Here is a 25,614-nt window from a genome sequence, read left to right as displayed (position 1 = left end):
AGCGCAGGAGTAAAATTATAGTTATCTGATTAATTTTTTGTTTTTATTATTTAGTTATTACTGACGATACCAATTTTGGTGACATTACTCTGTTGAGCGAGTGCCATCACCATCGCGATATTCTTGTATTCAGCCTTTGCATCAGGCTTAAACTTAATCTGATCCTGATCAGCTTTTTGAGCAACCGAATCAAACAGGGCTTTTAAGGCTGAACGATCAGCAACCGCTTGATCATTCCAGAAAATATGCCCTTGTGCATCAACCCGTAAATTAATGGTTTCTGGTGGCTTCTGATCGGTTGGCGGTGGCGGTGTGCCATTCGGCAAATTAATGTTAATGGCATTGTTCGGAATTGGAATGGTGATAATGAACATGATCAGCAGCACCAACATGACATCAATCAAGGGGGTCATGTTGACGTCGAGCATCACATCTTCTTCATCATTTTTTGAACCCACATTCATACCCATGTGTGATCCTCCTGTTATGGTGTAGAAGCAGGGGGAGTTGTAACAAAAGCGATTTTGCCAATTCCAGCCTGTTGGGTTGTACTGATTACCTGATCAATCGCTTCATAATGTGTCTGTTGATCACCACGAATATGAACTTCAGGTTGTGGACGTTTTTGCGCTTCAGCTTGTAAACGGGCAAGTAACGTTTCTTTATTTGCAACGTGTTGTTCATTCCAGAAAATATCCCCCGTTTTATTCACTGAAAGCTGGATATTTTGTGGTGTGGTGGCATAAGGTGTATTTTTTTCTTCAGGTAGTTTTACCGGAACAGTGTGTGTGACCACTGGAACTGTGATTAAAAAGATAATCAGCAGCACCAGCATGATGTCGACTAATGGAGTCGTGTTAATCGTCCCGATGACATCATCGTCGCTTTGATCTGAATTAATCATCATGCCCATAATGGTGTTCCTTATTTAGAATCACGGTTTGGATGATTACTGTTTAGGTCGCCGCTGAGGAGTACGGCATGTAGGTCTGAGCCAAATGAGCGAACATTGTCCATCACCGCTTTATTACGACGGGTTAACCAGTTATAACCAAGTACGGCAGGAACGGCCACAGCAAGACCAATTGCGGTCATAATCAGTGCTTCACCGACAGGTCCAGCAACTTTATCAATTGATGCTTGGCCTGAAATACCGATTGCAGTAAGCGCGTGATAAATCCCCCAAACTGTTCCAAATAAGCCGACAAATGGTGCGGTTGAACCCACAGTGGCAAGGAAGGCTAGGCCATTGCTTAAGTGACTTTGTACTTTTTCGATTGCACGTTGAATTGAGATTGTTACCCATGTGTTGAAATCAATACGTTCTAATAAGGTGCCATCGTGATGTTTGGTTGAGCGAATGCCTTTTTCAGCAATATAACGGTAGCTACTATTGCTATTTAAACTTTCTGCAGCACTATTTAAAGACTCTGCTTCCCAAAAATGACGTTCAGCTTCTGTGCCATGGCGTTTAATTTTACTTTGTTGGAACACTTTCGACAGAATGATGTACCACGTTCCAATTGACATTAATACCAAGATAAATAGTGTTGATTTTGCGACTAAGTCACCTTCGCGCCATAGGGCTTCTAAACCATAAGGGTTATGTACTTTCTCAACAGTTGCAGGTAATGGAGGCGGGGTTGGTGCTGCTTGTGCTGCGGCATCAGTCGCTACTGTCGTTACGGCTGTGGTTTGCGTGGTTTCATCCGCCCACACGCTTGCAACTGGAAGTAAGGTCGTACCTGCGATGAGGCCAATTGCTGCGATTCGAGAAATACGTTTTGCTGTGTTTATCATCTTTAAATTCTCCAAAAATTTGTTTGTTCAATGCATTTAATTAGGAAATCGTGAATGGATATTCGATTTCGTACCATTCTTGTTGTGGTACACCGTCTTTCATCGCTGCTTTAAAAGTACACAGGCTATACGCTTTAATAGCCGCCTTATCTAAGCTTTTACTGCCGCTGGATTTTTTGACTTTTGAGTCAATGACTTTGCCTGAACCATCAACCAGTACACGAATACGCACCGTACCTTCTTCTTCATTCATCAAGGCTTCACGTGGATATTCAGGTTTTTGGCAGCCCGCTTCGCCTTCAGAAACGCCGCGTGAAATTCCTGCGGGTTTAGCTGGAGCCGCAGGTGCGGCAGGCGCTGTTGGAGCAGCAACAGGACTCGGACTTGCTGCAGCAGGCGTAGGTGTTGGTGTAGCAACAGCCGTTTTGGTAGGTTGAGCTGGGGCTGATTTTTGCACAGGTGTGACTTTCTCCACCTGTTTAGGTAGGGCAGGCATCTTGGCCACTTTTTCGACCATTTTCGGTGGCTCGGGTGGCTTTTCTTTAGGTTTTGGTTCCTCTGGTTTTGGAGGCGGTGGTGGTTTGATGTCCTGAATAATCTGTAGTTCTACAGGCTTATCGACAGGCTTGCTAAAGTCGGTCGCTAAACTTGTCATCAGAATATAGGCGATAATGAGATGTAGAAATAACACCAGACCAATACCAACAAGGCGTTTGGCAGGTTGATTTTCATTCTCAGAAAAGGGGATGCCCATAATTACTCCTGAAATTGTAATCATGAATTCATCGTCGTTTGGAGGAAGGGATCAATTAAAAATTGATACTAGCCGCTTTAATTTTTGATGAATCATAGGATTACGGTAAACCACTGCGACATAATGGAATTTATGTTGCAGTGGCGAAACACATTAGAATTTATAAGTGCCACGGGCGAAGTAGGTACGACCAGTTGGATCGCTGAAGCGAGGGTCATAACCATACTGGAAGTTAGTGACTGTATTGGAAACCGTTGGATCTTCATCAAACAGGTTTTTAATACCAAGTGTTAAATCTAGGTTTTTAAAACCTTTGTAAGTCCCAGAAACGTTATAAACGGTATAGTCACTTACGCGATGATTCTTATAGCCATCGGCGAGATTGTCAGAGTTTTGATCTTTGTACCCACTTGTGAATTGTTGTTGGAAGTTAAGAGACCAATTTTCGTAGTACCAATTTAGGTTTGCAACATGCTTCCAGCGAATCGTTGGCCCACCATTACTGATCGGGCTATTATCTTTATACGCCCCTAGGTTGCTAAACCATTCACCATCTTTTTCGGTTTGGTAATCGTATTTGGTGATATAGGTTCCATCAATACCAAAACCAAATCGACCAGTAGAAGTTACAGGAGTGAGATAATTCAAACCAAGGTCAATACCTTCTGTTTTAATATTTCCCATGTTTTGCATGGTTGTGATGACATAGTCGATTGAACCATCTGTCTTACGTACGAATTTGTCTTGGTACTTGTTTGGATCAGCAAAAATGGCAGCAGAATCAAGTGCAGAAATTTGATTTCTGATTTCAACATTGTAGTAATCTAGAGAAAATACAAGATTCTTGACTGGTTCTAATACGAAACCAGCTGTAATAGAAGTTGATTTTTCTGGTTCTAAGCTTTTATTCCCCCCTTGCATACGATCAAATTGTTGACCACAGTCCCGAGCTTTTACTCCACCTAATTGTGCATTTGGTACCCCATTCGGGCATAGCACAGGATCATCGCTGACAGGTGCGAGTGTTCTACTATTACTTTTATTAATTTCATAAAGTGTTGGAGCGCGGAAGCCTGTACTGTAAGAGGTTCGGAGCATTAATTGTTTAATCGGTTCCCAACGTAAAGCAATTTTAGGATTAACGGTGCTACCTACATCACTATAGTTATCATAACGAGCGGCAATTTGTGCTTCTAAAGTTTTATGCAGTGGGATATGGAACTCTGTAAATGCTGAGCTAATATCACGTTTGCCTTCTTGGCTAGGATTATCTGGATCTGCACCAACGCTTGGGAGTCGTTCGGCAAGTTCTGAATTTACGTCTGAATTCCATTTGTCATGGCGGAAACTACCACCAAAGGCAAAACCAACATCACCAGCTGGGAGAGTATAGATTGGACGACTTACAGTGAAATCTGCAGTTGTTGATTCTAATTTAGCAGTATTGTATTTGCCTGAAAGAGAGAGTTTATTCCAAATCTCAGGGTCATCTCCAGCTGCTTGAGGCCCAAATGGATTTAATTTGCCATCATCTAAAGCAGATTGTACAGCTGCTTTATCTAAGTAACCGCCTAATGCACTATCTGATGCTTTACTTTGTGCATAAGTAATACCTGCATTAATGTCCCAACCTGCTGCTTCACCTTCAATTCCAGCAAATAAACGATGTGATTCATTTTCCGATTCACTGATTCGATTACCTGCTTGAGAGCGCAAAGAGAGTTGTAACGGGTCTCCGCTAATACCTGTGACATTTGGGACAATGCCTTTACCTGGATAATATTTACTGGTGTTGCTGATGGTTACTTTGTTGTTGCCATTATAGACATCGGGAGCAATTGCAGACGTTACTTTATTTTTTGCGTAGACATATTCACCAATCGCATTGAAGCTATCGCTCAATTTATAAGTGAGACGTCCCATCGCTGAAATATCTTCAGTTTCAGGAACAATACCAATTAAACGTTGTGTGTTTAATAAGCATACGCCATCTTCAGAAGAAGTACCTTCATAGCTTCCACAATTGGATGCAGCATAAGGATTGCCACCAATTTTACTAGTCGGATCATAGAAGTTAGCAGGGAATGAACCCGTACTACGTGCATCTAAGCCAATCTCAGGAATTAAACTTCCTTTGGCACTCAGTTTGCGGTCTTTGGCCATAATATCGTTGGAACGACGGTAATCGATGACACCGAAAACATTAAAACCATTGTCTTCTAGATCGCCATAACCACCGAAAATACTCACATCTTGAGTATCTCCCCCTTTTTGCTCAGGCTGGGTTAATCCACCACTAATATTTAGTCCTGTGAATTGCTTTTTAGTAATAAAATTGATAACACCACCGATGGCATCAGTACCGTAAATTGCTGATGCTCCATCACGGACAATCTCAATACGTTCCAGCATGGCAAGTGGAATAATATTTAAATTGGTCACACCACTATCAAATGCATTGGCTGCTAAACGACGTCCATTGAGTAAAATTAATGTCTTATTTTCACCAACACCACGTAAATTTGCTGTTGCCCCAGAAGTGTTACCACGACCAACATTCTGAGAAGTGGTGAATCCAGCTTGGTTGGCAGTAATTTTAGTTAGTGCTTCTTCGGTTGTTGTGACCCCTTGTTTTAGAATTTCATCCACTTTGACAATGGTAATCGGTGAAGCACTCTGTGCCGCAACGCCTTTGATGGATGAACCTGTAACAGCAACTTTTACGACTTTGGCTGCTTTTTCCTCTGAAGGTGACTCAGCCTCGGCAGCATGAGCCATGGTTAAACACAACATACTTAAACTAAGTGTACTGAGTTTGAGTATGGTTTTGCTCGCTTTTGGCAGAGCAGTTGGTTGAGCGAAGTTGGCTTTTTTCATTGATTATTTAACCCCTAAATGGATTGCCACTCTAAAAATTCAATAAATCCGTTTTAGCAAGAGCTGTGCCAAACCCTATTTTTAGATTTCGCTTAATGTAGAATAAAATGTGTAAAAGTGTTTTAGTTTTTATATATAAGCTTTTCATATTTTTACTAAATATTAAAAATATTGAAATAATTTTAAATGTGGATTGGTTAACATAAAGTTCCAAATAAAGCATGGTTTTGTAATGCATTAAAATGAATCATAAAGTTTTATTTTTGCTTTTTTGTGGTGCGTAATGAATTTTATTGCTATAAAACATTAGGTTTGTTATTTTTATTTCATTGAAATGGAAAATAATATATAAAAATATGATTTGGCATAAAGTTACTTTTATTTAAGATGCGTGAAATTAAGTCTGCTTGAAATATTTTTTGATTAAAAAATAATCTTAATTTTTTTATTTGAAAAGTGGCATGAAAATAGCTAGGTAATTTTCGATCTTTAAGGGGTTTTTCTTTTGACTTAATTTTTCCAACTGGTAAAACATCATTAAATAAATGATTTTTTAATAAAAAATTGGAATAAGAAACGCAGAAAGGGAAACGGTTGTAGTGTTGAATGCTATGCGAAAGTCTAGTATTTATTAAAAAACGATGATGTGAGCACTGATTTGAAGTCAACTTTTTTTACGGTCACTGTATTATCAACCGTTATTGCATTTATGCCGATGGGCTATGCAAAAACACCTGCTCAGGCAGATAAAGTACTCCGTGTTGCTTTTGAAGCCCCAGATGATGGTTTTGATATGGTTAAAACTTTTAATTTTTACAGCGGGAATGTGGCCGATGTGATTTTTGAAAGATTGCTTCAATACGATTATCTTGCTAACCCAGTAAAATTGGTTCCATCGACAGCAGAAAGCCTACCTGTGATTGAAAAAAATGGTCAGGTATATATATTTAAAATAAAGCCTGGTATTTATTTTACCGATGATCCTGCTTTTAAAGGCAAGCGTAGAGAGCTGGTTGCTGAAGATTATGTCTATTCCATTAAACGAATATTAGATCCTAAAAATCACGCTTCATCATTTTCTTTTATTGATAATAAAATTGTGGGTGCAAATGCACTGGTTGATCAGGCCAAAAAGACGGGCACATTTAACTATGATGCTCAAATTGCTGGGATCAAGGCACTGGATAAATATACAATTCAATTTACGCTGACACAACCTGATTATAATTTTCCTTATATATTGGCGTACAGTACCTTTGGTGCAACAGCTCGAGAAGTCGTTGAATATTATAAAGATCGTTTAGCAATGCATCCTGTTGGTACGGGGCCATATATGCTCAGTAAATATGTACCACGGAGTAAGATTGAACTGGTTGCCAATCCTGATTATCGAGGTTTTGTCTGGAACTTTAAATCGACAGGTACAGCTTGGGACAATCAGCTGGTTAAAGAAATGAGTGGCAAACAAATGCCACAAATTGGCAAGGTCAATATCAGCATTATCGAAGAAGAACAATCACGTTGGCTGGCATTTCAGTCTAAACAGCTCGACTTTGATAAAGTTACCGAAAATGCAGTTCCCAAAGTGCTGGATCAAAATAACCAGTTAAAAGCTGCTATACAAAAGCAGGGCATACGACTCTACGCCAATAAAGAGGCCGAGATCACCTATTCGATGTTCAATATGCGTGACCCTGTTGTTGGTGGTAATAGTCTCGATAAAATTGCATTAAGACGAGCAATCGCGATGTCTTTTAATGTCAATGAATATATTCGTATTGCAAGAAAAGGACAGGCAGTTAAGGCTGAAATGCTCGTACCAGCAGGTATCAGCGGTCATAACCCGAATTATCGTAGCAGTATTGGTTACAACCCCTTGTTAGCTAATAAATTGTTGGATCATTTTGGCTATAAAAAAGGACCAGATGGTTACCGTAATTTGCCCAATGGTAAGCCCTTAACTTTAAAAATAAATACAGAAACAGGATCAGCGAAGCTAATCTCCTCCGAGCTTTGGAAAAAAAGTTTAGATGCAATCGGTATTCGAGCAGACTTCAAAGTCAGTAATTTTGCCGATAACTTAAAAGCCGCAACTCAGTGTCAATACATGATGTGGAGTGGAGCATGGCACGCGGATTATCCAGAGGGTGAAAACTTCACTCAATTACTCTATGGTCCGAATGTTGGACGTGGTAATCAATCTTGCTATAAGTCAGCAGCTTATGACAGTTTATACAAACAAGCGATGCAGCAACCGCCTGAAAAACGTATGCCTTTCTATGAAAAAATGAGTCGCCAAATCGAAGCAGACAATGCATGGATTTTACAAGACACACGAATTCGTAACTGGCTGATTCAACCTGAGGTTCAGGGCTTTAAAGCACATCCAATTATGAATACCAATTGGCAATACTTAGATATTGTTTCACCAAGTGAAAAATAAGTGATACATGTATGATGAAACAAAAGTTTAAATTTTCTATATCACCTTACGGTTTGGCATTGTTACTGGGAGCAGCTACAAGTTTTGGAGTATCTGTAGCAGAGGCGAAAAGTCCAGCAGATCCGAAGAAAGTTCTGCGCTATGCTTTTCCTGTGGCGGAAACGGGTTTTGATCCAGTTGCCACACAAGACCTGTATTCGGCTCATGTCTTATATTCTATTTTTGAAACGCTCTATACCTACGATTATTTAGCTTCGCCTGCCAAGTTGGTGCCAAAAACAGCAGTTGCTCTGCCTGAAGTAAGTGCAGATGGCTTAACCTATACCATTCGAATCAAGAAAGGCATTTATTTTACTCCTGACCCAGTGTTTAAAGGTAAGCCGCGTGAGCTCACTGCGGCAGACTATGCTTATTCATTTAAACGTCTAATTGATCCCAACCTACATTCACCAAATAGCTGGTTATTTGAAGATAAGCTGGTAGGGATTGAACCTTTGATTCAACAGGCGGGTAAAACTGGGAAATTTAATTACGATCAGCCAATTGCAGGTATACAAACACCAGATCGCTATACTTTGGTCCTTCGTTTAAGAGAGCCGAATCATAATTTTCCAATGCTGTTGGCGCATCAACCCACTGGTGCTGTCGCAAGAGAAGTGATTGAGCATTATCGAGATAAAGCCGGTTATGTGATGGGACGTCCAGTTGGAACAGGTCCTTACGTACTTGCTCATTGGACACCAGGTTCACGGATTATTCTGAAAGCAAATCCAGATTATCGTGGTTTTACATGGGACTTTAAGGCCAGTAATCCTGAAGATCAAAAAATCGTGCAACAGATGCAAGGCAAAAAAATGCCGCAGGTTGGTGTTGTCGATATTCAGGTGATTGAGGAATCGCAATCGGGCTGGTTATCCTTTCAAAAAGATGGATTAGATTTATTTACCTTGGATGGTGAGTTACCTGCACAGGCTTTACAATCTGATGGTTCATTAAAACCTGAACTCGCTAAGAAGGGCATCCAACTGTCTCGTATCTTAGATCCATCGATTGATTATATGTATTGGAATATCCAAAATCCCGTAGTCGGTGGTCTGAGTAAAGAAAAAATTGCACTACGCCGTGCCATGTCTATGGCAATTTCCAAAGAAAAATTTATTACGATTTTAGCCAAAGGCAATGCTCAAAAGTTGGAGTCTCCAATCCCATATGGTGTAGCTGGACACGATCCAAATTATAAAAGCAGTATTCCTTACTCAGTTAAAGCCGCGAATCTTTTACTGGATCGCTACAATTATAAAGTGGGGAAAGATGGTTGGAGGACGTTACCTGATGGCAAGCCTCTGGTGATTGAGTTCATGCCTTCAACCAGCAGTGCCCGCAGTATGCAAATGGCAGAATTGTTGAAAAAAGAGCTCACCAACATCAAGATTAATATGGTGTCGAAACCAGTTCCGTTTGCTGAAGGTTTAAAGGCAGAAAAACAATGTAAGACTATGTTTAAGGCCTCCGCTTGGATTGCGGATTATCCAGATGCAGATAATTTTGTGCAGTTGTTCTATGGCAACAATATTCATGCAACCAACCATACCTGTTTTAAATTACCCGAATATGACCGTTTATATGAGCAATCCCAGAAACTTGATGATGGGCCTGAGCGCGATTTGCTGTATCGCAAAATGTCACGTCTTTTAGAGTTTTATTCACCAGTACAATTCATGTCGACTCGTTACCGTACGGTTGTCGTACAACCTCGCGTCATTGGCTATAAAAAGCATCCTGTGTTGCCTGCAGAGTGGATGTATATCGATATTCAAGATAAGAAATAACCAACAAATTAAATTGGAGAAAAAGCATGGCGAAAAAAATGTTGAAATTATCAGCCTTTGGTTTGTTATCGATGGCTGTAACAGGGATCAGTCAAGGTGTTTGGGCTGAACAAGGTACACGTACAAGCTTACCTATTTTAAAAACTAGCGCCAGTGCTCAGTGGTGTGATGCCAATATACAAAGCTTAAAACAACGTATTGCTCAACTTGAGAAGCAAAATATTAAGCCGCAGTCCGATGCCGCACCAGTATTGGCAGAGTGGGATCAATTGATGGCAACTGTTGAAGACTTTGCAGGACCGATCAGCCTGTATAGCAATGTTGATCCTGATGCCACTTTACGTAAAGCAGCTGAAGACTGTGAAGTAAAATTGAATCAATTACAAACCGAAATTTATCAGAACCCAAAGTTGTATCAACGTTTTAAAAATACCAAAGCCAATGATGCAATCGATACGAAGTACCGCCAAGATATTCTTGATGCTTTTGAAGATACAGGGGTACAACTTCCACCCGAAAAAAGAACACGTGTCAAAACTATTTTTGATGAGTTAACCAAACTCTCGCAAGAGTTCTCTCGCAATATTCGTGATAATCCTGAAAAGTTAGAGTTTACACCTGCTGAACTTAAGGGCTTACCTGACAGTTATATTTCAGCTTTAAAGAAAAATGACAAAGGCAATTATTTATTAGGGTTTGAGTATCCAGAATATCAACCCTTTATGGAGCTGGCAGATAGTGATGCTGCTCGAAAACGTTATCAGACCGCATTTACACGACGGGGTACTGAAAAGAATTTAGTCTTGCTTAAACAAATTATCGATTTACGTTATGAACTGGCACAGCTATTTGGTCAGCCAAGTTATGCAGACTGGGCATTAAAGAAACGTATGGCAAAAACGCCAAAAACAGTTAATAACTTCTTAGCAGATGTACACAAAGTCGTTGCACCTTTAGAGCAAAAAGAGGTAGATGAGTTACGTGCATTTAAAGCAAAAACCTTAAATACCTCTTTGGATAAGGCTGAAATTAATCGCTGGAATGTGGGGTATTGGAGCGAAAAACTGCGTAAAGATAAATATCAGATTGACCAAGAAAAACTACGCGATTATTTCCCGACGCTTGCTGCACAAAAGTGGTTATTTGCAATTTCTTCAGACTTATATGGCATTGAGTTCAAGCCTGCCAAAGTTGATACATGGCAAGATGAAGTTGAATATTATGATGTAACGGACAAGAAAACTGGTGAAGTGCTGGGTGGTCTGTACATGGATAAATTTCCACGTGAAGGTAAATATGGGCATGCAGCGGTATGGGGTGTCTATGGTGGAAGTACATTAAGCAAGCGTAAGCCTATTTCAGTCTTGGTGACTAACTTTAACCGCAAAGGTTTAAATAGTGATGAGTTAGAAACTTTTGTCCATGAGTTCGGTCATGCGTTACATGGCATCTTATCGAAAACCCGTTATGCAGGTCAGTCAGGTACATCGGTAGAACGTGACTTTGTTGAAGCACCATCTCAAATGTATGAAGAATGGGCACGCCGTAAAGAAACATTATCTAAAGTTGCTGATTATTGTGACCCTGCTTGTCCTCGAGTTGATGATGCACTGATTGCACGTCTGAAATCGGTACACAACTATGGGCGTGGTATGCGTTATGCACGTCAGACCTTATATGCACAATACGACATGGCATTACATGGGGCTGATGCGCTCAAAGTACAGCCTATGGATGTGTGGAAAAAAATGGAATCAGCAACCGCATTGGGTTATGTGCCGAGTACCGAATTCCCTGGTCAGTTTGGGCATTTGATGGGATACCAAGCGGGCTATTATGGCTATATGTGGTCTGAAGTCTTGGCACTCGATATGTTGTCTGCTTTTGGCAATAACTTAAATAATCCTGAAGTTGGACAGCGTTATCGTCAAGCTATTCTTTCGCAGGGTAGCCAAAAAGATGCAGCTCAGTTGGTGAAAGACTTCTTAGGTCGAGAGCCTGATAATAAAGCCTTCTTTAATGAAATTACAGGTCAACGGGTCAAATAAGGATTTGCCATTATGCTCGCTTATGTCGTACGCAGACTATGGCAAATGATCCCGACCATGTTGGGTGTCATTTTGCTGATCTTCTTTTTATTTAACTGGGTAGGTGGTGATCCTGCATATATTCTGGCAGGGAAAATGTCCAACCCAGAGCAAATTGATAACATCCGTAAACAGTTGGGGGTAGATCAACCCTACTATGTGCAGTTGTGGATTTTTATCAAACAGATTCTGACTTTTGACTATGGTGCAAGCTGGAGTACGGGAGAATCTGTATCGCAAATTATTCTGACTCGCTTAGGACCATCACTGACTTTATTGATTCCGCTCACGATTTTACAAACGGTAATCTCAATTATTCTGGCTTTAGCGGTTGCTTCAGTTCGTGGATCGCTCACAGATCGTATGGTGATGATGCTCTGTACTATTGGCATGTCGATTAGTATTTTGGTTTATATCATCGTGTTCCAGTATGTCTTGGCATATCAACTCAGTTGGTTTCCAGTACAGGGCTGGAGTGATAATTTTAGCGAAAACTTATTTCACTATGCCTTATTGCCGATCTTGATTATGTTGGTGGTGAGCATTGCCCCAACTTTACGTTTGTATCGTAGTTTTGTGCTGGATGAAATTAACCAAGATTATGTCAGAACTGCTCGTGCCAAAGGTGTGGGTGAGTCTCGCGTACTTGGTGTACATGTATTGAGGAATGCCTCGATTCCAATCGTTACCGAAGTCATGGCCAGCTTACCTGCGTTATTGATTGGTGCATTCTTGATTGAGCGATTCTTTGGTATTCCTGGTATTGGTCGTGAAATTATTATTGCGGTTGAACGTAGTGATTTCCCTGTGATTAAGGCCATCACCGTGTACATTGCAGCTGTGACCATGATTTTTAACTTGATCGCCGATCTGATATATAAGCTCCTCGATCCTCGTGTACAGTTGAAGTAGGGGAACGATGATGCTAAGTACAATTTTTAAAGGCAAAACCTCCTCAAATGAATCATCTGCTTCAACAGGGTTATGGCAGTTGGCATTGAATCGATTGAAATCAGATCGGATTGCCGTAGTTTCTTTCTTGGTGGTGCTATTCTATTTCATCCTGCTCGCTTTATCGATGTCAGGGGTAATCGCCTCAAATTGGAATAAAGAAGTGGCAGTCAGTTATGCGCCACCGACATTTTTAGGCGCTGATACTGAATCAGATCAAATCAAAGCCAATACCCAAACGACTCAAGCATTACCTGATAATCCAGTTGATCCATTGAAAGATGTAATTCAACAGCTTAATACCGAAATTCAGGCTGAACAGCAAGGTGATTCAGTTATTGATAATTATGGCGTGGTTGATCCTTTAGCAGAGGATATACAGCAAATTGATCAACAGCTCGGTGGGCATTTACTTGAACAAAAACAAGAGTTAAAAACCACTTTGCCTTTTGGGGCGGATAAGTGGGGACAAGATATCTTGTTAAAAACCATTAAAGGTGCTGAAACCTCAATTTTGGTGGGTTTGTTATCCGCTTTGTTGGCTGTCGTGATTGGTACTTTTCTCGGTGCAATTGCGGGATATTTCGGTGGTTGGGTCGATGATGTTTTAAACTGGTTTTATAACATTTTCACCTCGATTCCTTATCTGTTATTGGTATTGGCCATTGCGGCAGTACTACAACAAAAAGGGATTCTATCGATTGTCTTGATTTTAGGTTTAACCGGTTGGACTGGGGTATTCCGTTTGATTCGTGCCGAATACATGAAGCATAAATCGCGTGAATATGTACTTGCAGCGAAGGCAATTGGTGTCAGTCATTTACGTCGAATGTTTGTACACATTTTCCCGAATGTCAGTCATATCGCGCTAGTTCAAATTTCAATTTTGGTGGTGTCATTTATCAAATCGGAAGTCATTCTAAGCTTCCTTGGTTTTGGTGTTCCTGTTGGGGTTGTGTCATGGGGCAGTATGCTAAATGAGGCGCAAAGTGAATTGATTTTGGGCAAATGGTGGCAATTGGCAGCGGCATCAATCGCCATGGCTATTTTGGTCACAGCATTCTCCATGTTTACCGATGCATTGCGTGATGCCTTAGATCCTAAGTTGAAATAGCGGAGAGAAAATATGCAACATCAAAATGAAACACCGCTATTACAAGTAGAAGATCTTCGGGTCAGCTTTAAAGGCGAAAATAAACAATGGATCGAAACGGTTAAAGGGATTTCATTTTCAATTCCTAAAAATAAAACCGTGGCTTTGGTGGGAGAATCAGGCAGTGGTAAATCAGTCACATCCTTGGCGGTGATGGGCTTATTGCCGAAAGGGCAAAGTCAAATTGCAGCGCAAAGTCGTATTACTTTTGAGGGTAAGGATTTACTGAATTTATCTGCAAAAGAGATTCGCAAAATTTGCGGTAAGGAAATTGCCATGATTTTCCAAGAGCCGATGTCATCATTGAATCCTGTATTTACTGTGGGAGACCAGATTGCTGAAGTGTTGTGTATTCATTTAGGCATGGGACGCAAGCAGGCAAGAGCACGCGTATTAGAACTGCTTAAAGAAGTTGGCATTCCCGCACCTGAAACAAAAATAGATGCTTATCCAAGTCAGCTTTCTGGTGGTCAGCAGCAAAGGGTCATGATTGCCATGGCAATTGCTTGTGAGCCAAAGCTATTGATTGCAGATGAACCAACAACGGCATTAGATGTCACCATTCAAAAGCAGATCATTGATTTGTTGGAATCATTACGACAACGCCATGAAATGTCGATGCTGTTCATCACCCATGATTTAGCACTGGTTGGTGAAATAGCTGATGAAGTGATCGTGATGCGGCATGGTGAAATCCGTGAATGTGGCGCCGTTGGGCAAGTTTTGGAACAGCCGAAAGATGTGTATACCCGTGCTTTATTGCACTGTCGACCACAACTTTCAACCCGACCATATCGTTTACCCGTCACCAGCGATTTTATGAAACAGGACGAAAATGGACAATTGGTCGAAGCAACCAATTTGTCCGAATTGAATCTGAAACAGCGGTCGCGAGGACTTACAGGCGAAGAACAAATTGTTTTAGAGGTCAAAGACCTGAAAAAATCGTTTTATAGCCGTAAAGGTTTATGGGGGCGAGATGAATTTCAGGCCGTGAAAGGCGTATCTTTCCAATTGGCAAAAGGCAAGACTTTAGGTTTGGTTGGCGAGTCGGGTTCTGGGAAAACCACCATTGGTTTATTGCTGATGCGTTTGCATGAAGCAACAGGTGGACAAGCCTTGATTGGCGGAAAAGATATTTTGGCAATGAGTGAGAAAGAGTTTTGCCAGTACCAACGCAAGATTCAAATCATCTTTCAGAATCCATACGCTTCACTCAATCCTCGCTTTACTATCGGGCAGATTTTGTTAGAGCCGATGCGAATTCATGGTATTGGACAGAATGATGCTGAACGCAAGAAAATTGCACTTGAGCTATTGGAAAGGGTGAGTTTACCAATACAAGCTTATGATCGTTATCCACATGAGTTTTCAGGTGGTCAGCGGCAACGGATTGCGATTGCGCGCTGTTTAACTTTAAAGCCAGAGATTCTGATTTGTGATGAATCTGTTTCTGCATTGGATGTCTCTGTGCAGGCACAGGTATTGAATTTATTGCAGGATCTACAGGATGAATTTGGTTTGAGTTATATCTTTATTTCGCATGACTTATCCGTAGTGAAATATATTTCAGACCAAGTGATGGTGATGAATCATGGTAAGTTGGTTGAAATTGCCAATTCGGATGAATTGTATTTACACCCACAACATGAATATACCAAGAAACTGCTGAATGCCATTCCGCAGGGTATAAGCCATCATCATTAATATTTAATTAATAAAAAACGCTCTATTTAGAGCGTTTTTTATTAAAGCCAAGAATTAGAATTTCTTAAAGCCTTTATTGAAACCAATGGTTTTACGGCCATTGTTATTGTTGCCATTACCGCTTGGACGCTGTTGTGATTGATCTTGCTCATCATCACGACGTTGCTGACGTAAATAACCACCACGACGTGAAGCTAATGGCTTTTCTGCCATTTTTTCAGTACGGCGTTTTGCCATACCAAACAAGCCAGTACCTTGACGTGGTTTTAATTCAACTGATTTTGCTAAATTATCGATATCAGTTTTATCCAGTTCCATCCAACGGCCTGTACGTAACTCACGCGGTAAAATAACCGTGCCATAACGAGTACGCAATAAGCGGCTTACTTTCAAGCTTTGAGATTCAAAGATACGACGTACTTCGCGATTACGGCCTTCTTTAACCACAACTTGGTACCAACGGTTGATACCATCACCACCAATTTCAGAGAATGATTCGAACTTAGCCGGACCATCTTCAAGCTCAACACCTTTGAGCATGGTATTGCGAATTTGTGGTGTCACTTCACCCATGACACGTACGGCATATTCACGTTCAACTTCATTTGATGGATGCATCAAGCGGTTTGCAAGTTCACCATCATTTGTGAATAACAATAAACCAGTACTGTTAATATCTAGACGACCGACCATCACCCAACGATCATTGGCAATTTGAGGTAAATGATCAAATACCGTTGGACGTTTTTCAGGATCATTGCGTGAGCAAATTTCACCTTCTGGCTTATAGTAAATTAAGACGCGACGACGAATTTCATCTTCAATTTGGAACTGTACTTTACGACCATCGATACGGAGTTCATCAGTGGGTTCGATACGCTCACCCACTTGGGCAATACGACCATTGATGCTGACACGACCAGCAGCAATGACTTCTTCCATATAGCGACGCGAGCCTAACCCGACTCTCGCTAAAACCTTTTGTAATTTTTCACTCATGACAGCACAACCTTAGACATAATGATCAACAGTTCACCTTTCTCAGGACTTCGGCGCATGCGCGTCGAGTGTCATGAATGCTTCCTTGGCGTTCTGCAGGGGAGGCAATTGACCTAGCGATGCTAAGCCAAATGCATTTAAAAATTGGGGCGTTGTGACTAACAACGCAGGTCTTCCAGGCAAATCTCTGAAACCAGCTTCTTTAATCCAGTTCCAGTCAAAAAGATTTCTTAAGATTTGGCTATTGTTGGATACACCACGAATTTGTTCGATATCAGCACGAGTTACGGGTTGATGATATGCAATCACTGCTACCGTTTCGAGTAATGAAGGTGACAGTTTAGTCGGGCGCTCTGGCCAAACTTGGGCAATAATATTTCTATACTTTGCACGTACCTGAAAACGAAAACCTTGTGCAGTTTCAATCAGTTCAATTGATCGACCATGTTGTAACATCGCCAATTGCTGTAAAAAAAAGCGTAATTGCTGCTTATTATATTGGTTTTGAAAAGCTTCTTTTAGTCGCGCAAGTGAAACTGGTGAGTCACTGGCAAATAAAATTGCTTCAATTTGCAATAAAACATCATGATGAATGTCTTCGAGTGACATACCTTCATTTGGGTCAAGTTGCTCTAAACTCATGCTGCAACTCCTTGAATGGTTAAAGGAGCTTCAATACCACTATGAATAATCTGAATTTTTTGCTGACGCGTCAATTCTAGTACCGCCATAAAGGTCACCACCATACCCATACGACCTTGTTGGGGATTTAATAATTCAATAAAACTTAGGGCCTCGCCAGATGCGAGTTGGCTTTCAATAAATGCAATCCGCTCTTCTAAAAGTACCGGTTCTTGAGCCACGACATGGGTAATCGGCTCAGGGCGATTGAATACACAGAATAACGCATCACGCAAGGTATCGACATCATAACCTTCATAAATAGGCGCAATGTGTCCAATACTCACGTTGGTGCTAAAAGTATCGCGCTCAAAGATTGGCATTTGTCCTAATCTTTCAGCCGCTTGCTTAATACGTAAATAGGTTTCTAAACGATCAATCAGTTCTTGTTTTGGATCTTGTTCAAATTGATCAACAGCCGCAGGTTTCGGGAGCAGTAAACGCGATTTCAAATCTGCGAGCAGGGCGGCCATAACCATATAATCAGCCGTAAGTTCAATATTTAGCGATTTCATGCTATCCATATAGGACAAATATTGAGTGGCAATCGGGGAGATATCGAGCTGTAATAAATTAAAACCGTTTTTTTGAATCAGATAGATCAGAAAGTCTAAAGGACCTTCAAATTGTTCAAGTAAAATTTCAAACGCAGCAGGTGGTATATACAAATCTTCGGGTATGACTTCTTGCCACTCGTCAAGGACACGAATGGAAGGTGTTAGCTCCAAAGTTGTTGAAGGGAGAATTTGATTCATTACCGTTATGAGCCACGCGAATTTTCAAAAGCATGAAAGATATAATTTTGTGTGCAAAAAGGGCACATGCTACCGAGAGCAAGCCTATTCTAATCGAAATCCCCAATTTAATAAATTAGTAGCTTACAAAAACCTTAAACTTCTCAGGGTATTTTCTTTATTTATATACGATTAGCTAGGGTATATAAAAAACTTATGCTTAAATTAACAACGAAATCATTATTTTTATTAAATTATAAATTGCGATGAAAAAATATTTAAGAACACAACAGAACCAATTCGGACAAAGTGTGGGTTTCTTGGTCGAAAGTGATTTACCCAGCAAAGCCATCAATCAGAATCTTGTGGGACAATACGTCAAACTGATTCATATTGCCGATGAGATTTCAGATTCAGCTGCAAACCAAATTTGGGAAGCAGTATCAACCGAACCGAATGCAGCTTGTTGGACTTATTTACCTTATTCCGCACCGCAGAATCGAGACATCTTAAAAGACAAATTACAAAATCTATTTGGTTTTAAAGGCTCAACTCATTTTTTGATTGAGGTAGAAGGTGAGATTCAAGGCTGGATTGCATTATTAAATCCAAGGCTAGAGCAGGGTGCCATTGAAATTGGCAATGTCTATTTTTCCCATAAAATGAAAAAATCCAAAGCTTCAACTGAGGTGATTTTCTTACTGTTACAACAATGCTTTGTTCGTGATTTTCGACGGGTGGAATGGAAATGTGATGATTGTAATGCACCGTCTAAAGCCGCAGCCTTACGTTTTGGTTTTCAATATGAAGGGTTATTCCGCCAAGATCGAATTACCAAAGGCCATAACCGTAATACGGCGTGGTTTTCTATCATTGACGAGGAATGGCCTGCATTAGAAAAAAACTATCAACAGTGGTTAAGCCCTGAAAATTTTGATGCACAAGGTTTTCAGAAACAGCGATTGTCTGATTTTATTGAAGACGAATGAGTGATTGTTAAAATTCACTTATCCTATTTTTTAAGAATTCATCATAGAGTTGATGTTGATTATCTAGTCATCGGAAAAGTAAGTTTTTTTGATCTATTTTTATCTTATTTTGTTGAATTTAATGATTATTTATAAATAATACTCGATCATTAAATGAGTGTGAACTCATGAATTATAAAATTAAATATTAAGAGAGAAATACAAAATGAATTTTAAGTTTGTTGTAGGTGGGGTAGCAATTATTGCCGCATTATATTTTGGTACTGAAAAATATTGGCAATATGAATTTGAGGAACAAGAAAGAAATAGTTTAAAAAATCTTGCCATTACTCCAGAGATGCAAAGTGCTTCTAAAGATTTACCGATCAAAAGTGATATTTTGAATCAGTATCCTAATATTTTCTTTTATATGAATTTTACTCAGGATCTTCCTCAAGGGATGGAAGCTTTCATTAGACCTAAATTACTAGAAAATAGTCAGAAGCTAGCCTGTGGTTATTTTTCTCAACTACCTCAGCAAGATAATAAATATAAAGATAAGGCTAAAGCTGTTGTAAGTGTGATAGAGCACGATAATGTCGTGATGACCTATATTGTTAAAAATCGTTTAGGCAACGTTTTAATGGAACACAAGCAAGTACTTTCTCAATGCCCTGAATTTCAAGTGTTAAAACAGAGTATTGCCTAAGTTTAATTTAATTCCCAATTTGTAGATTTTAAGATTAGAAATTTAAAAATCCATTGTTATCTAGGGCTAACTTTTAGTGAAAAACATCCTTATTGTATTTGTGGTATTGGCAATATTTTGGCAAGTGATTTATCCAAAATATCAAACATATAAATATGAAAAAGAAGCGAGAGAATATTTAAAAACGACTTGGGTAGATGAGACAAAAAGGGAAGTTTCATCTAGACAACCACAAGGTTTACAAATTGATTTTTTAAATCAATATCCCAACATTCGTATTTATCAAAACTTTTTGGTTGATGCTGTTCCAATTCCTGAATTGTTAGATAAACAAGCATTTCAAAAGGCTTGGTGTAGCCAATTAAATGGGTTGACCGCGATGGAAGCTACACCACGTTTGGCAATGCTGAATGTTTTTGAACAAGATAGAGTAACTTTTTATTTGACGATTAAAGATAAATTTGGGAAAGAATTATTTTCCTTTCAACAAAGAATTTCAGAATGCCCAAACTTCCATAAAATACGAGATGCAAAACAAGGTGACGTGATTGAAGATACGAAAGAAGTCACTTTTATCCCAAGTGCTGCCCCAGCAGCACAAAGTGCTCCTAGAGAACAGGCTGCATCTGTGCAGTAATCAATAGCAATTGAATTACTCAAAAGCACTGACATCACCGACACCACGACGCACAACCTCAGGATTTTCTCCAGATAGGTCAACAATACTGGTGGTGGATAAAGTACCGAAGCCACTATCAATGAATACATCAATACGTTTACCTAGCTGGTTTTCAATATCAAATGGATCATCAAGCGGATCTTTTTGATCAGGTAAAATTAAGGTACTGGTTAACAGTGGTTCACCGAGTTCTTTCAATAATGCCTGAGCAACGGGATTGCTTGGAATACGCAGACCAATGGTCTTTTTCTTCGGATGCATTAAACGTTTTGGTACTTCGCTGGTCGCTGGCAAAATAAAAGTCGTAACTGCTGGCGTATTATTTTTCAATAGACGATACATGGCGTTATCGACTTTGGCATAGGTCGCAATATCAGATAAATCACAACACATAATCGCATACTGATGCTTTGGCCCCAAACCACGAATTTGTGCAATTCGTTCCATTGCGCTTTTATTTCCAATCTGGCAGCCAATGGCATAGGCTGCATCGGTTGGATAGACCACAACATCACCAGCACGAATACGTTCTACTGCTTGAGTAATTAAGCGAGCCTGTGGGTTTTCAGGATGAATATGTAAATGCAACATTATTTTAACTCCCTGATTTATACGGCTAAATTCAGTATGAAACTTGTTAGGGGCATGTTGCAAGTCTTAGATGTGATAATTTTGTCATTTAATCAAGGTATTCACGTTTAAATTCATCGAGTTGTAATGGTGTTCCATTGCGGGTAGACAAGCAGATGTAATGAATGAAATGTGCAGCATCACGTGGTAATTTTGCTTCCCCAGAAAAATAACGTTGTACTTGGGCAAAGACATGATCTTTAAATTGATCGCCATTACCGCCATCGCCAGTTAAGTTATCTAGCGACACACGAAATTTTCGACCAAAGGCAGTCGCAAATAGCCATTCTATGGCTTGAGGTTTAATTTCAACTCGTTCAAACAGGGCTTGCTGTTCTGAACTTCGTCCATCGGGCGCATACCAATAACCAAGGTCGGAAAGTAGGCGACGTTGCTTGCCAGCAATGCTCCAATGACTGATTTCATGTAGGGCACTATTGAAGAAACCATGGGCAAATTGGATCTTTGCAGGGTGCTCAGAAGTGGCTGGGAAATATTCTGGTTCAAAATCACCTTTAACAAGTGTGACATTATGGTGGGAAAACCAATGATTAAAGTGTAAAATAAGCCAATCGACCTGTTCTGGTTCTGTTGTTACCTTTTGCCAAGATGAACGTTGCACTTGATCTAGCGCTAACACAGGAACAGAGGTTGAATGGGTGCTTACGAGTAATGAAGATGTTACTTCAAGTTGCGGCTGCAACAGGTACATTGCTTAATTTACCCCGAGTTCTGTCTAAAGAAGTACAAAATTGTATCTTAATCTTTGACAGAGTACCGATGAATTTGTAGAATTGCCGCCTTAATTATGTCAGCAAATACTTTTCCAAGCCAAATCGAGCCATTTAAATGGGCTGAACAGGGCTTTACATGGTCAGGAACACTGCCATTGTCTCGCTTTGCTCGTATTGCTCGAGAAGCTGTTGGTTCAATTGATGATCAATTGATCAACATAGACTGTAAGCTATCAATGGATATCTATCATCGTATTGTATGGTTAGATGGACATACTGAAGCAAAAGTTCCAATGGTGTGCCAACGTTGTTTGGAAGCCGTTGAAATTGAATTGGTTTCAGACTTTCATTTAGCTTTGATTGATGATGAGTCACTGATAGAGCGATTGGATGAGGATGCTGATTTCATCGTTCTAGGTGAAAGTGAATCTTCAAAAAAAGGTGATTATGATGCACCTGCAGTGATAGATTTACTCGCACTACTAGAAGATGAGCTGTTATTGTTGGTGCCTTTATCTCCTAAGCATGATGCTTGCGAGCATAAGCATCAACCTACCACTCCAGATGTTGTCGAAGAGAAACGGGATAATCCGTTTGATGTTTTGGCAGGTCTGAAGGGTAAACTTAACTCATAATTTATGTTATAATGTTGAGTTAAGACAACTGAATTTGTTCTGATCCATTTTTTCGATCTTTGTAAGGAGCCATCATGGCCGTTCAGCAAAACCGTAAAAGTCGCTCTCGCCGTGACATGCGCCGTTCACATGACGCTTTAACCGAGAATGCATTATCTGTAGACCAAACTACTGGTGAAACTCATCGTCGTCACCACGTGACTAAAGACGGTATTTACCGTGGTCGTCAATTATTCGCTAAAGCAGCTGATGCTGAATAATTGAACTATATGCATTAAGCGTTAGCTTAAAGTATAGAAAAAATGGGAGCGAAAGCTCCCTTTTTTGTTGTTTTTCGCAATTATAAAAAGAATTAATCAGTGTTAAATTGCCGCATCGCTAAAGAGTCTATTGTCATTCTCATGTAGAATTATGAGTATTGATAAAATTGGCGGTAGACTAATTTAAGGATTTTTATATGTCGACTAAACGACTTGAGCAGGCTGCTCAAGCAACAAAAACAGCATTTGTTTTTCCTGGTCAGGGTTCTCAAAAGGCAGGTATGCTGGCTGAACTTGCAGAGCAGTTTAGTGTCGTTCAAGATACATTTGCTGAGGCATCAGCTGCACTAGGTTTTGACCTTTGGCAGATTGCCCAAACAGGTGAAGGCTTGGACCAAACTGAAAATACCCAACCTGTGTTACTGACTGCAAGTATCGCGCTATGGCGTGTATGGTTAGAGCTGGGTGGTATTGTGCCGAAATACTTGGCTGGACACTCTTTGGGCGAATACAGTGCACTTGTTGCAGCGGAAGCAATGAGCTTGGCTGATGCAGTTAAACTGGTTCATTTACGTGGCAAACTGATGCAGAGTGCTGTTCCTTCAGGTGAAGGTGCAATGGCTGCAATTCTTGGTTTGGCTGATGAGAAAGTGGTCGAGCTTTGTCAAAATGCTTCTGCTGCAGGTCAAGGTTCAGTTGAAGCGGCAAATTATAATGCACAAGGCCAAGTCGTGATCGCTGGTAGTGCAGCATTGGTTCAGCAGGTCATGGCAGAAGCAAAAGAACAATCAGGTAAAGCAATCGCATTGCCTGTTTCTGTCCCATCTCATTGCACATTAATGAAACCAGCGGCGGAAAAGTTTGCCGAAGCTTTGGAACAAACTGCCATTGAGCTACCATGCCTTCCTGTAATACAAAATGTCAACGCGGAAATCGCGACAGATGTTGCTCAATTACGTCAAGCATTAACAGCTCAATTGTACCAATCAGTACAATGGACGCGTACGATGCAATATCTGCAAGATCAAGGTATCCAGTACGTGGTTGAATGTGGCCCGGGTACGGTACTGAGTAATCTTGCTAAGCGATTACCGAACATAGAAAAAGCATTTGCCCTTGATAGCAAAGCACGTATGGAAGATGCCCTAAACGCAGTGTTAGTGGCAGAAGGAAAAATTGCATGACACAACAACGAAAAGTTGCGTTAGTGACAGGAGCAAGCCGAGGCATTGGTGCAGCGATTGCACAGCAACTCATTCAAGACGGTTTTTTTGTGGTTGGTACCGCAACTTCTGAAGCAGGCGCGCAAAAGCTGACAGAAAGCTTTGCTGAACATGGGACAGGTGCTGTACTTGATGTTCGCAATGGCGAAGCGATTGATGCACTGGTTTCAGACATCGAGCAAAAATATGGCTCAGTGTTGATTTTGGTCAACAATGCAGGCATTACCAAAGACAACTTGCTGCTGCGTATGTCAGAAGATGATTGGGATGACATTCTCAATATTCATCTAAAAGCGGTTTATCGTTTATCTAAGCGTGTATTGAAAGGCATGACCAAAGCACGTTTTGGCCGCATTATTAATATTAGTTCAGTGGTTGCACATTTTGCTAACCCTGGGCAAGCGAACTACTCGGCAGCAAAAGCAGGGATTGAAGCATTCAGTCGTAGTTTAGCCAAAGAGATGGGTAGTCGTCAGATTACAGTGAACAGTGTTGCACCTGGTTTCATTGCCACTGAAATGACTGATCAGTTAAGCGAAGATATTCGTAAAAAAATGACTGATCAAGTAGCTTTAAATCGTCTAGGTGAACCTCAAGATATTGCAGATGCAGTGAGTTTCTTGGCGAGCGATAAGGCTAGTTACATTACTGGTACAGTTTTACACGTAAATGGTGGTCTATACATGGCCTAAGTGGCGATGTATAAACTTTTAAAAAATCTTATATTCAATTAAACTAGTGGCAAATTAAAACGCCACAAGCAATGAGGAGAATTCCTGTGAGCGATATCGAACAACGCATCAAACAAGCAGTAGCTGAACAATTAGGTATGCGTGCTGAAGAGATTAAAAACGAAGCATCTTTCATGGATGACTTAGGTGCTGACTCTTTAGATTTGGTTGAACTTGTAATGTCTTTTGAAAATGATTTTGACATCACGATTCCAGATGAAGATTCAAATGAAATCACAACTGTTCAATCTGCAATCGATTACGTAACTAAGAAACTTGGTTAATCATCTTGCATGATCAAAAAGCCACCGCAAGGTGGCTTTTTTGTGCCCAGATATTTCGCAACAGTGTGTTTTTCATCGGGTTCTAACTTATATACATATATTTACAAGACCGCGCTAAATTGAAACTCGAGTGATTTATTTTTTCTGTATAACTAGATGTAGGTCTTTTTTGACTATATTCAATTAATAATTACAGAGGAAATAACAATGGGTCTTTTTGATTTTGTTAAAGGCATTGGTAAGAAGAATACAGCACCAGCAGAGCCACAAGCTGCACCAGCAACGCCAGCTGAACCATCAGCTCAAGAGATTGCGAATAAATTATTAGGTTTGATTAAAAGTTTAGGTCTTCCGATTGATGGTTTATCAGTCACATATAATGGCAATACTGATACGGCAACAGTTAAAGGACAGGTTAAAACTCAGGCCGATAAAGAAAAGATTGTACTTGCTGTCGGAAATATTGATCATGTGGCGCAAGTTGATGATCAACTTACTGTGGAAACACCTGAGCCAGAAAGTAAATTTTATACTGTGAAATCAGGAGACAATTTGTCTAAGATTTCAAAAGAATATTATGGTGACCCAAACCAGTACAACAAAATTTTTGAAGCGAATCGTCCGTTACTTAAAAATGCAGATGACATTTTCCCTGGTCAAGTACTCCGTATTCCACAATAATTTTGGATAATAAAAAAGGCGCATTCAGCGCCTTTTTTATTCGATCATTTCTTGAAAATAATGAT

Annotated in this window: 25 protein-coding genes; 15 read left to right on the top strand and 10 right to left on the bottom strand. The window is 40.2% G+C overall.

Annotation, left to right across the window (positions count from 1 at the left end; genetic code table 11):
* Positions 1–50: 50 nt before the first annotated feature.
* The 5 genes from FPL17_RS10100 to FPL17_RS10080 form a co-directional block, all read right to left on the bottom strand.
* On the bottom strand, positions 51–470 hold the full coding sequence (locus tag FPL17_RS10100) for an ExbD/TolR family protein (RefSeq protein ID WP_159884848.1): 420 nt from the start codon (positions 468–470) through the stop codon (positions 51–53).
* Positions 471–484: 14 nt separating this feature from the next.
* Positions 485–913, bottom strand: coding sequence for an ExbD/TolR family protein (locus FPL17_RS10095; protein WP_004804911.1), 429 nt, complete (start codon positions 911–913; stop codon positions 485–487).
* Between the two features lie 11 nt (positions 914–924).
* Positions 925–1,800 carry a MotA/TolQ/ExbB proton channel family protein gene (locus FPL17_RS10090; RefSeq protein WP_159884846.1) on the bottom strand — a complete coding sequence of 292 codons (876 nt, stop codon included), beginning with the start codon at positions 1,798–1,800 and terminating at the stop codon, positions 925–927.
* Positions 1,801–1,840: 40 nt separating this feature from the next.
* Entirely contained in the window at positions 1,841–2,554 is a 714-nt protein-coding gene (locus tag FPL17_RS10085) for a TonB family protein (RefSeq protein WP_159884844.1), read from the bottom strand.
* Positions 2,555–2,707: 153 nt separating this feature from the next.
* Positions 2,708–5,431 carry a TonB-dependent receptor gene (locus tag FPL17_RS10080; protein WP_159884842.1) on the bottom strand — a complete coding sequence of 908 codons (2,724 nt, stop codon included), beginning with the start codon at positions 5,429–5,431 and terminating at the stop codon, positions 2,708–2,710.
* Between the two features lie 658 nt (positions 5,432–6,089).
* Between FPL17_RS10080 and FPL17_RS10075 the strand changes: the two genes are divergently transcribed.
* Genes FPL17_RS10075 through FPL17_RS10050 form a run of 6 tightly spaced genes read left to right on the top strand, consistent with a single transcriptional unit; the run spans position 6,090 to position 15,601 of the window.
* Positions 6,090–7,874, top strand: coding sequence for an ABC transporter substrate-binding protein (locus FPL17_RS10075; RefSeq protein ID WP_159884840.1), 1,785 nt, complete (start codon positions 6,090–6,092; stop codon positions 7,872–7,874).
* An 11-nt stretch (positions 7,875–7,885) separates the two neighbouring features.
* Positions 7,886–9,703, top strand: coding sequence for an ABC transporter substrate-binding protein (locus FPL17_RS10070; RefSeq protein ID WP_171519516.1), 1,818 nt, complete (start codon positions 7,886–7,888; stop codon positions 9,701–9,703).
* A 26-nt stretch (positions 9,704–9,729) separates the two neighbouring features.
* Positions 9,730–11,751: a M3 family metallopeptidase gene (locus tag FPL17_RS10065; RefSeq protein WP_159884838.1), complete on the top strand. Its 2,022-nt coding sequence runs from the start codon at positions 9,730–9,732 to the stop codon at positions 11,749–11,751.
* A gap of 12 nt (positions 11,752–11,763) precedes the next feature.
* A complete protein-coding gene (locus FPL17_RS10060; protein ID WP_005191062.1) occupies positions 11,764–12,702 on the top strand; it encodes an ABC transporter permease in 939 nt (312 codons plus the stop codon).
* Positions 12,703–12,712: 10 nt separating this feature from the next.
* Positions 12,713–13,855 carry an ABC transporter permease gene (locus FPL17_RS10055; RefSeq protein WP_032857505.1) on the top strand — a complete coding sequence of 381 codons (1,143 nt, stop codon included), beginning with the start codon at positions 12,713–12,715 and terminating at the stop codon, positions 13,853–13,855.
* A 12-nt stretch (positions 13,856–13,867) separates the two neighbouring features.
* Entirely contained in the window at positions 13,868–15,601 is a 1,734-nt protein-coding gene (locus FPL17_RS10050) for an ABC transporter ATP-binding protein (protein WP_159884836.1), read from the top strand.
* A 54-nt stretch (positions 15,602–15,655) separates the two neighbouring features.
* On the opposite strand, the gene rluB is transcribed toward FPL17_RS10050, so the two are convergent.
* From rluB to FPL17_RS10035, 3 genes are read right to left on the bottom strand one after another with little or no spacing between them, the layout of a single operon-like run.
* A complete protein-coding gene (gene rluB / locus FPL17_RS10045) occupies positions 15,656–16,600 on the bottom strand; it encodes a 23S rRNA pseudouridine(2605) synthase RluB (protein WP_005191054.1) in 945 nt (314 codons plus the stop codon).
* Between the two features lie 42 nt (positions 16,601–16,642).
* Positions 16,643–17,242 (bottom strand): SMC-Scp complex subunit ScpB, encoded by a 600-nt coding sequence (gene scpB / locus FPL17_RS10040; RefSeq protein WP_005191051.1) that lies wholly within the window; start codon positions 17,240–17,242, stop codon positions 16,643–16,645.
* On the bottom strand, positions 17,239–18,036 hold the full coding sequence (locus tag FPL17_RS10035) for a segregation and condensation protein A (protein ID WP_159884834.1): 798 nt from the start codon (positions 18,034–18,036) through the stop codon (positions 17,239–17,241). Before FPL17_RS10035 ends, scpB begins: the two co-directional genes overlap by 4 nt.
* 245 nt (positions 18,037–18,281) lie before the next feature.
* Between FPL17_RS10035 and FPL17_RS10030 the strand changes: the two genes are divergently transcribed.
* The 3 genes from FPL17_RS10030 to FPL17_RS10020 all read left to right on the top strand — a co-directional run bounded on the left by FPL17_RS10030 (position 18,282) and on the right by FPL17_RS10020 (position 20,329).
* Positions 18,282–19,004 (top strand): GNAT family N-acetyltransferase, encoded by a 723-nt coding sequence (locus tag FPL17_RS10030; protein ID WP_159884832.1) that lies wholly within the window; start codon positions 18,282–18,284, stop codon positions 19,002–19,004.
* A gap of 205 nt (positions 19,005–19,209) precedes the next feature.
* Positions 19,210–19,692, top strand: a complete 483-nt coding sequence (locus FPL17_RS10025) for a hypothetical protein (RefSeq protein WP_151716575.1) — start codon at positions 19,210–19,212, stop codon at positions 19,690–19,692.
* Positions 19,693–19,768: 76 nt separating this feature from the next.
* A complete protein-coding gene (locus FPL17_RS10020; protein ID WP_159884830.1) occupies positions 19,769–20,329 on the top strand; it encodes a hypothetical protein in 561 nt (186 codons plus the stop codon).
* A 15-nt stretch (positions 20,330–20,344) separates the two neighbouring features.
* Here the strand turns inward: FPL17_RS10020 and FPL17_RS10015 are convergent, their stop codons facing one another.
* The gene (locus FPL17_RS10015; RefSeq protein WP_004804938.1) at positions 20,345–20,962 is read right to left on the bottom strand and encodes an L-threonylcarbamoyladenylate synthase; all 618 of its coding nucleotides are present in this window, start codon (positions 20,960–20,962) and stop codon (positions 20,345–20,347) included.
* A gap of 88 nt (positions 20,963–21,050) precedes the next feature.
* Positions 21,051–21,713, bottom strand: coding sequence for an elongation factor P hydroxylase (locus FPL17_RS10010; protein ID WP_159884828.1), 663 nt, complete (start codon positions 21,711–21,713; stop codon positions 21,051–21,053).
* Between the two features lie 96 nt (positions 21,714–21,809).
* On the opposite strand from FPL17_RS10010, the gene FPL17_RS10005 reads away from it, so the two are divergent.
* The 6 genes from FPL17_RS10005 (at position 21,810) to lysM (ending at position 25,549) form a co-directional block, all read left to right on the top strand.
* Positions 21,810–22,370 (top strand): YceD family protein, encoded by a 561-nt coding sequence (locus tag FPL17_RS10005; RefSeq protein WP_005191036.1) that lies wholly within the window; start codon positions 21,810–21,812, stop codon positions 22,368–22,370.
* Between the two features lie 74 nt (positions 22,371–22,444).
* Positions 22,445–22,630: a 50S ribosomal protein L32 gene (rpmF, locus tag FPL17_RS10000; protein ID WP_004638135.1), complete on the top strand. Its 186-nt coding sequence runs from the start codon at positions 22,445–22,447 to the stop codon at positions 22,628–22,630.
* A gap of 197 nt (positions 22,631–22,827) precedes the next feature.
* Positions 22,828–23,814: an ACP S-malonyltransferase gene (gene fabD / locus FPL17_RS09995; RefSeq protein WP_005191032.1), complete on the top strand. Its 987-nt coding sequence runs from the start codon at positions 22,828–22,830 to the stop codon at positions 23,812–23,814.
* On the top strand, positions 23,811–24,545 hold the full coding sequence (fabG, locus tag FPL17_RS09990) for a 3-oxoacyl-ACP reductase FabG (protein WP_005191030.1): 735 nt from the start codon (positions 23,811–23,813) through the stop codon (positions 24,543–24,545). The genes fabD and fabG overlap by 4 nt, the downstream gene beginning before the upstream one ends.
* Positions 24,546–24,631: 86 nt before the next feature.
* On the top strand, positions 24,632–24,868 hold the full coding sequence (gene acpP / locus FPL17_RS09985; RefSeq protein ID WP_004655272.1) for an acyl carrier protein: 237 nt from the start codon (positions 24,632–24,634) through the stop codon (positions 24,866–24,868).
* 207 nt (positions 24,869–25,075) lie between these two features.
* Entirely contained in the window at positions 25,076–25,549 is a 474-nt protein-coding gene (gene lysM, locus FPL17_RS09980) for a peptidoglycan-binding protein LysM (RefSeq protein ID WP_005191027.1), read from the top strand.
* Positions 25,550–25,614 lie beyond the last annotated feature (65 nt).

The sequence above is a fragment of the Acinetobacter dispersus genome (assembly GCF_009884975.1).
Taxonomy (GTDB): domain Bacteria; phylum Pseudomonadota; class Gammaproteobacteria; order Pseudomonadales; family Moraxellaceae; genus Acinetobacter; species Acinetobacter dispersus.
The sequence above is the reverse complement of the archived record's forward strand: the minus strand, read 5'-3'. Positions and strand labels throughout refer to the sequence as shown.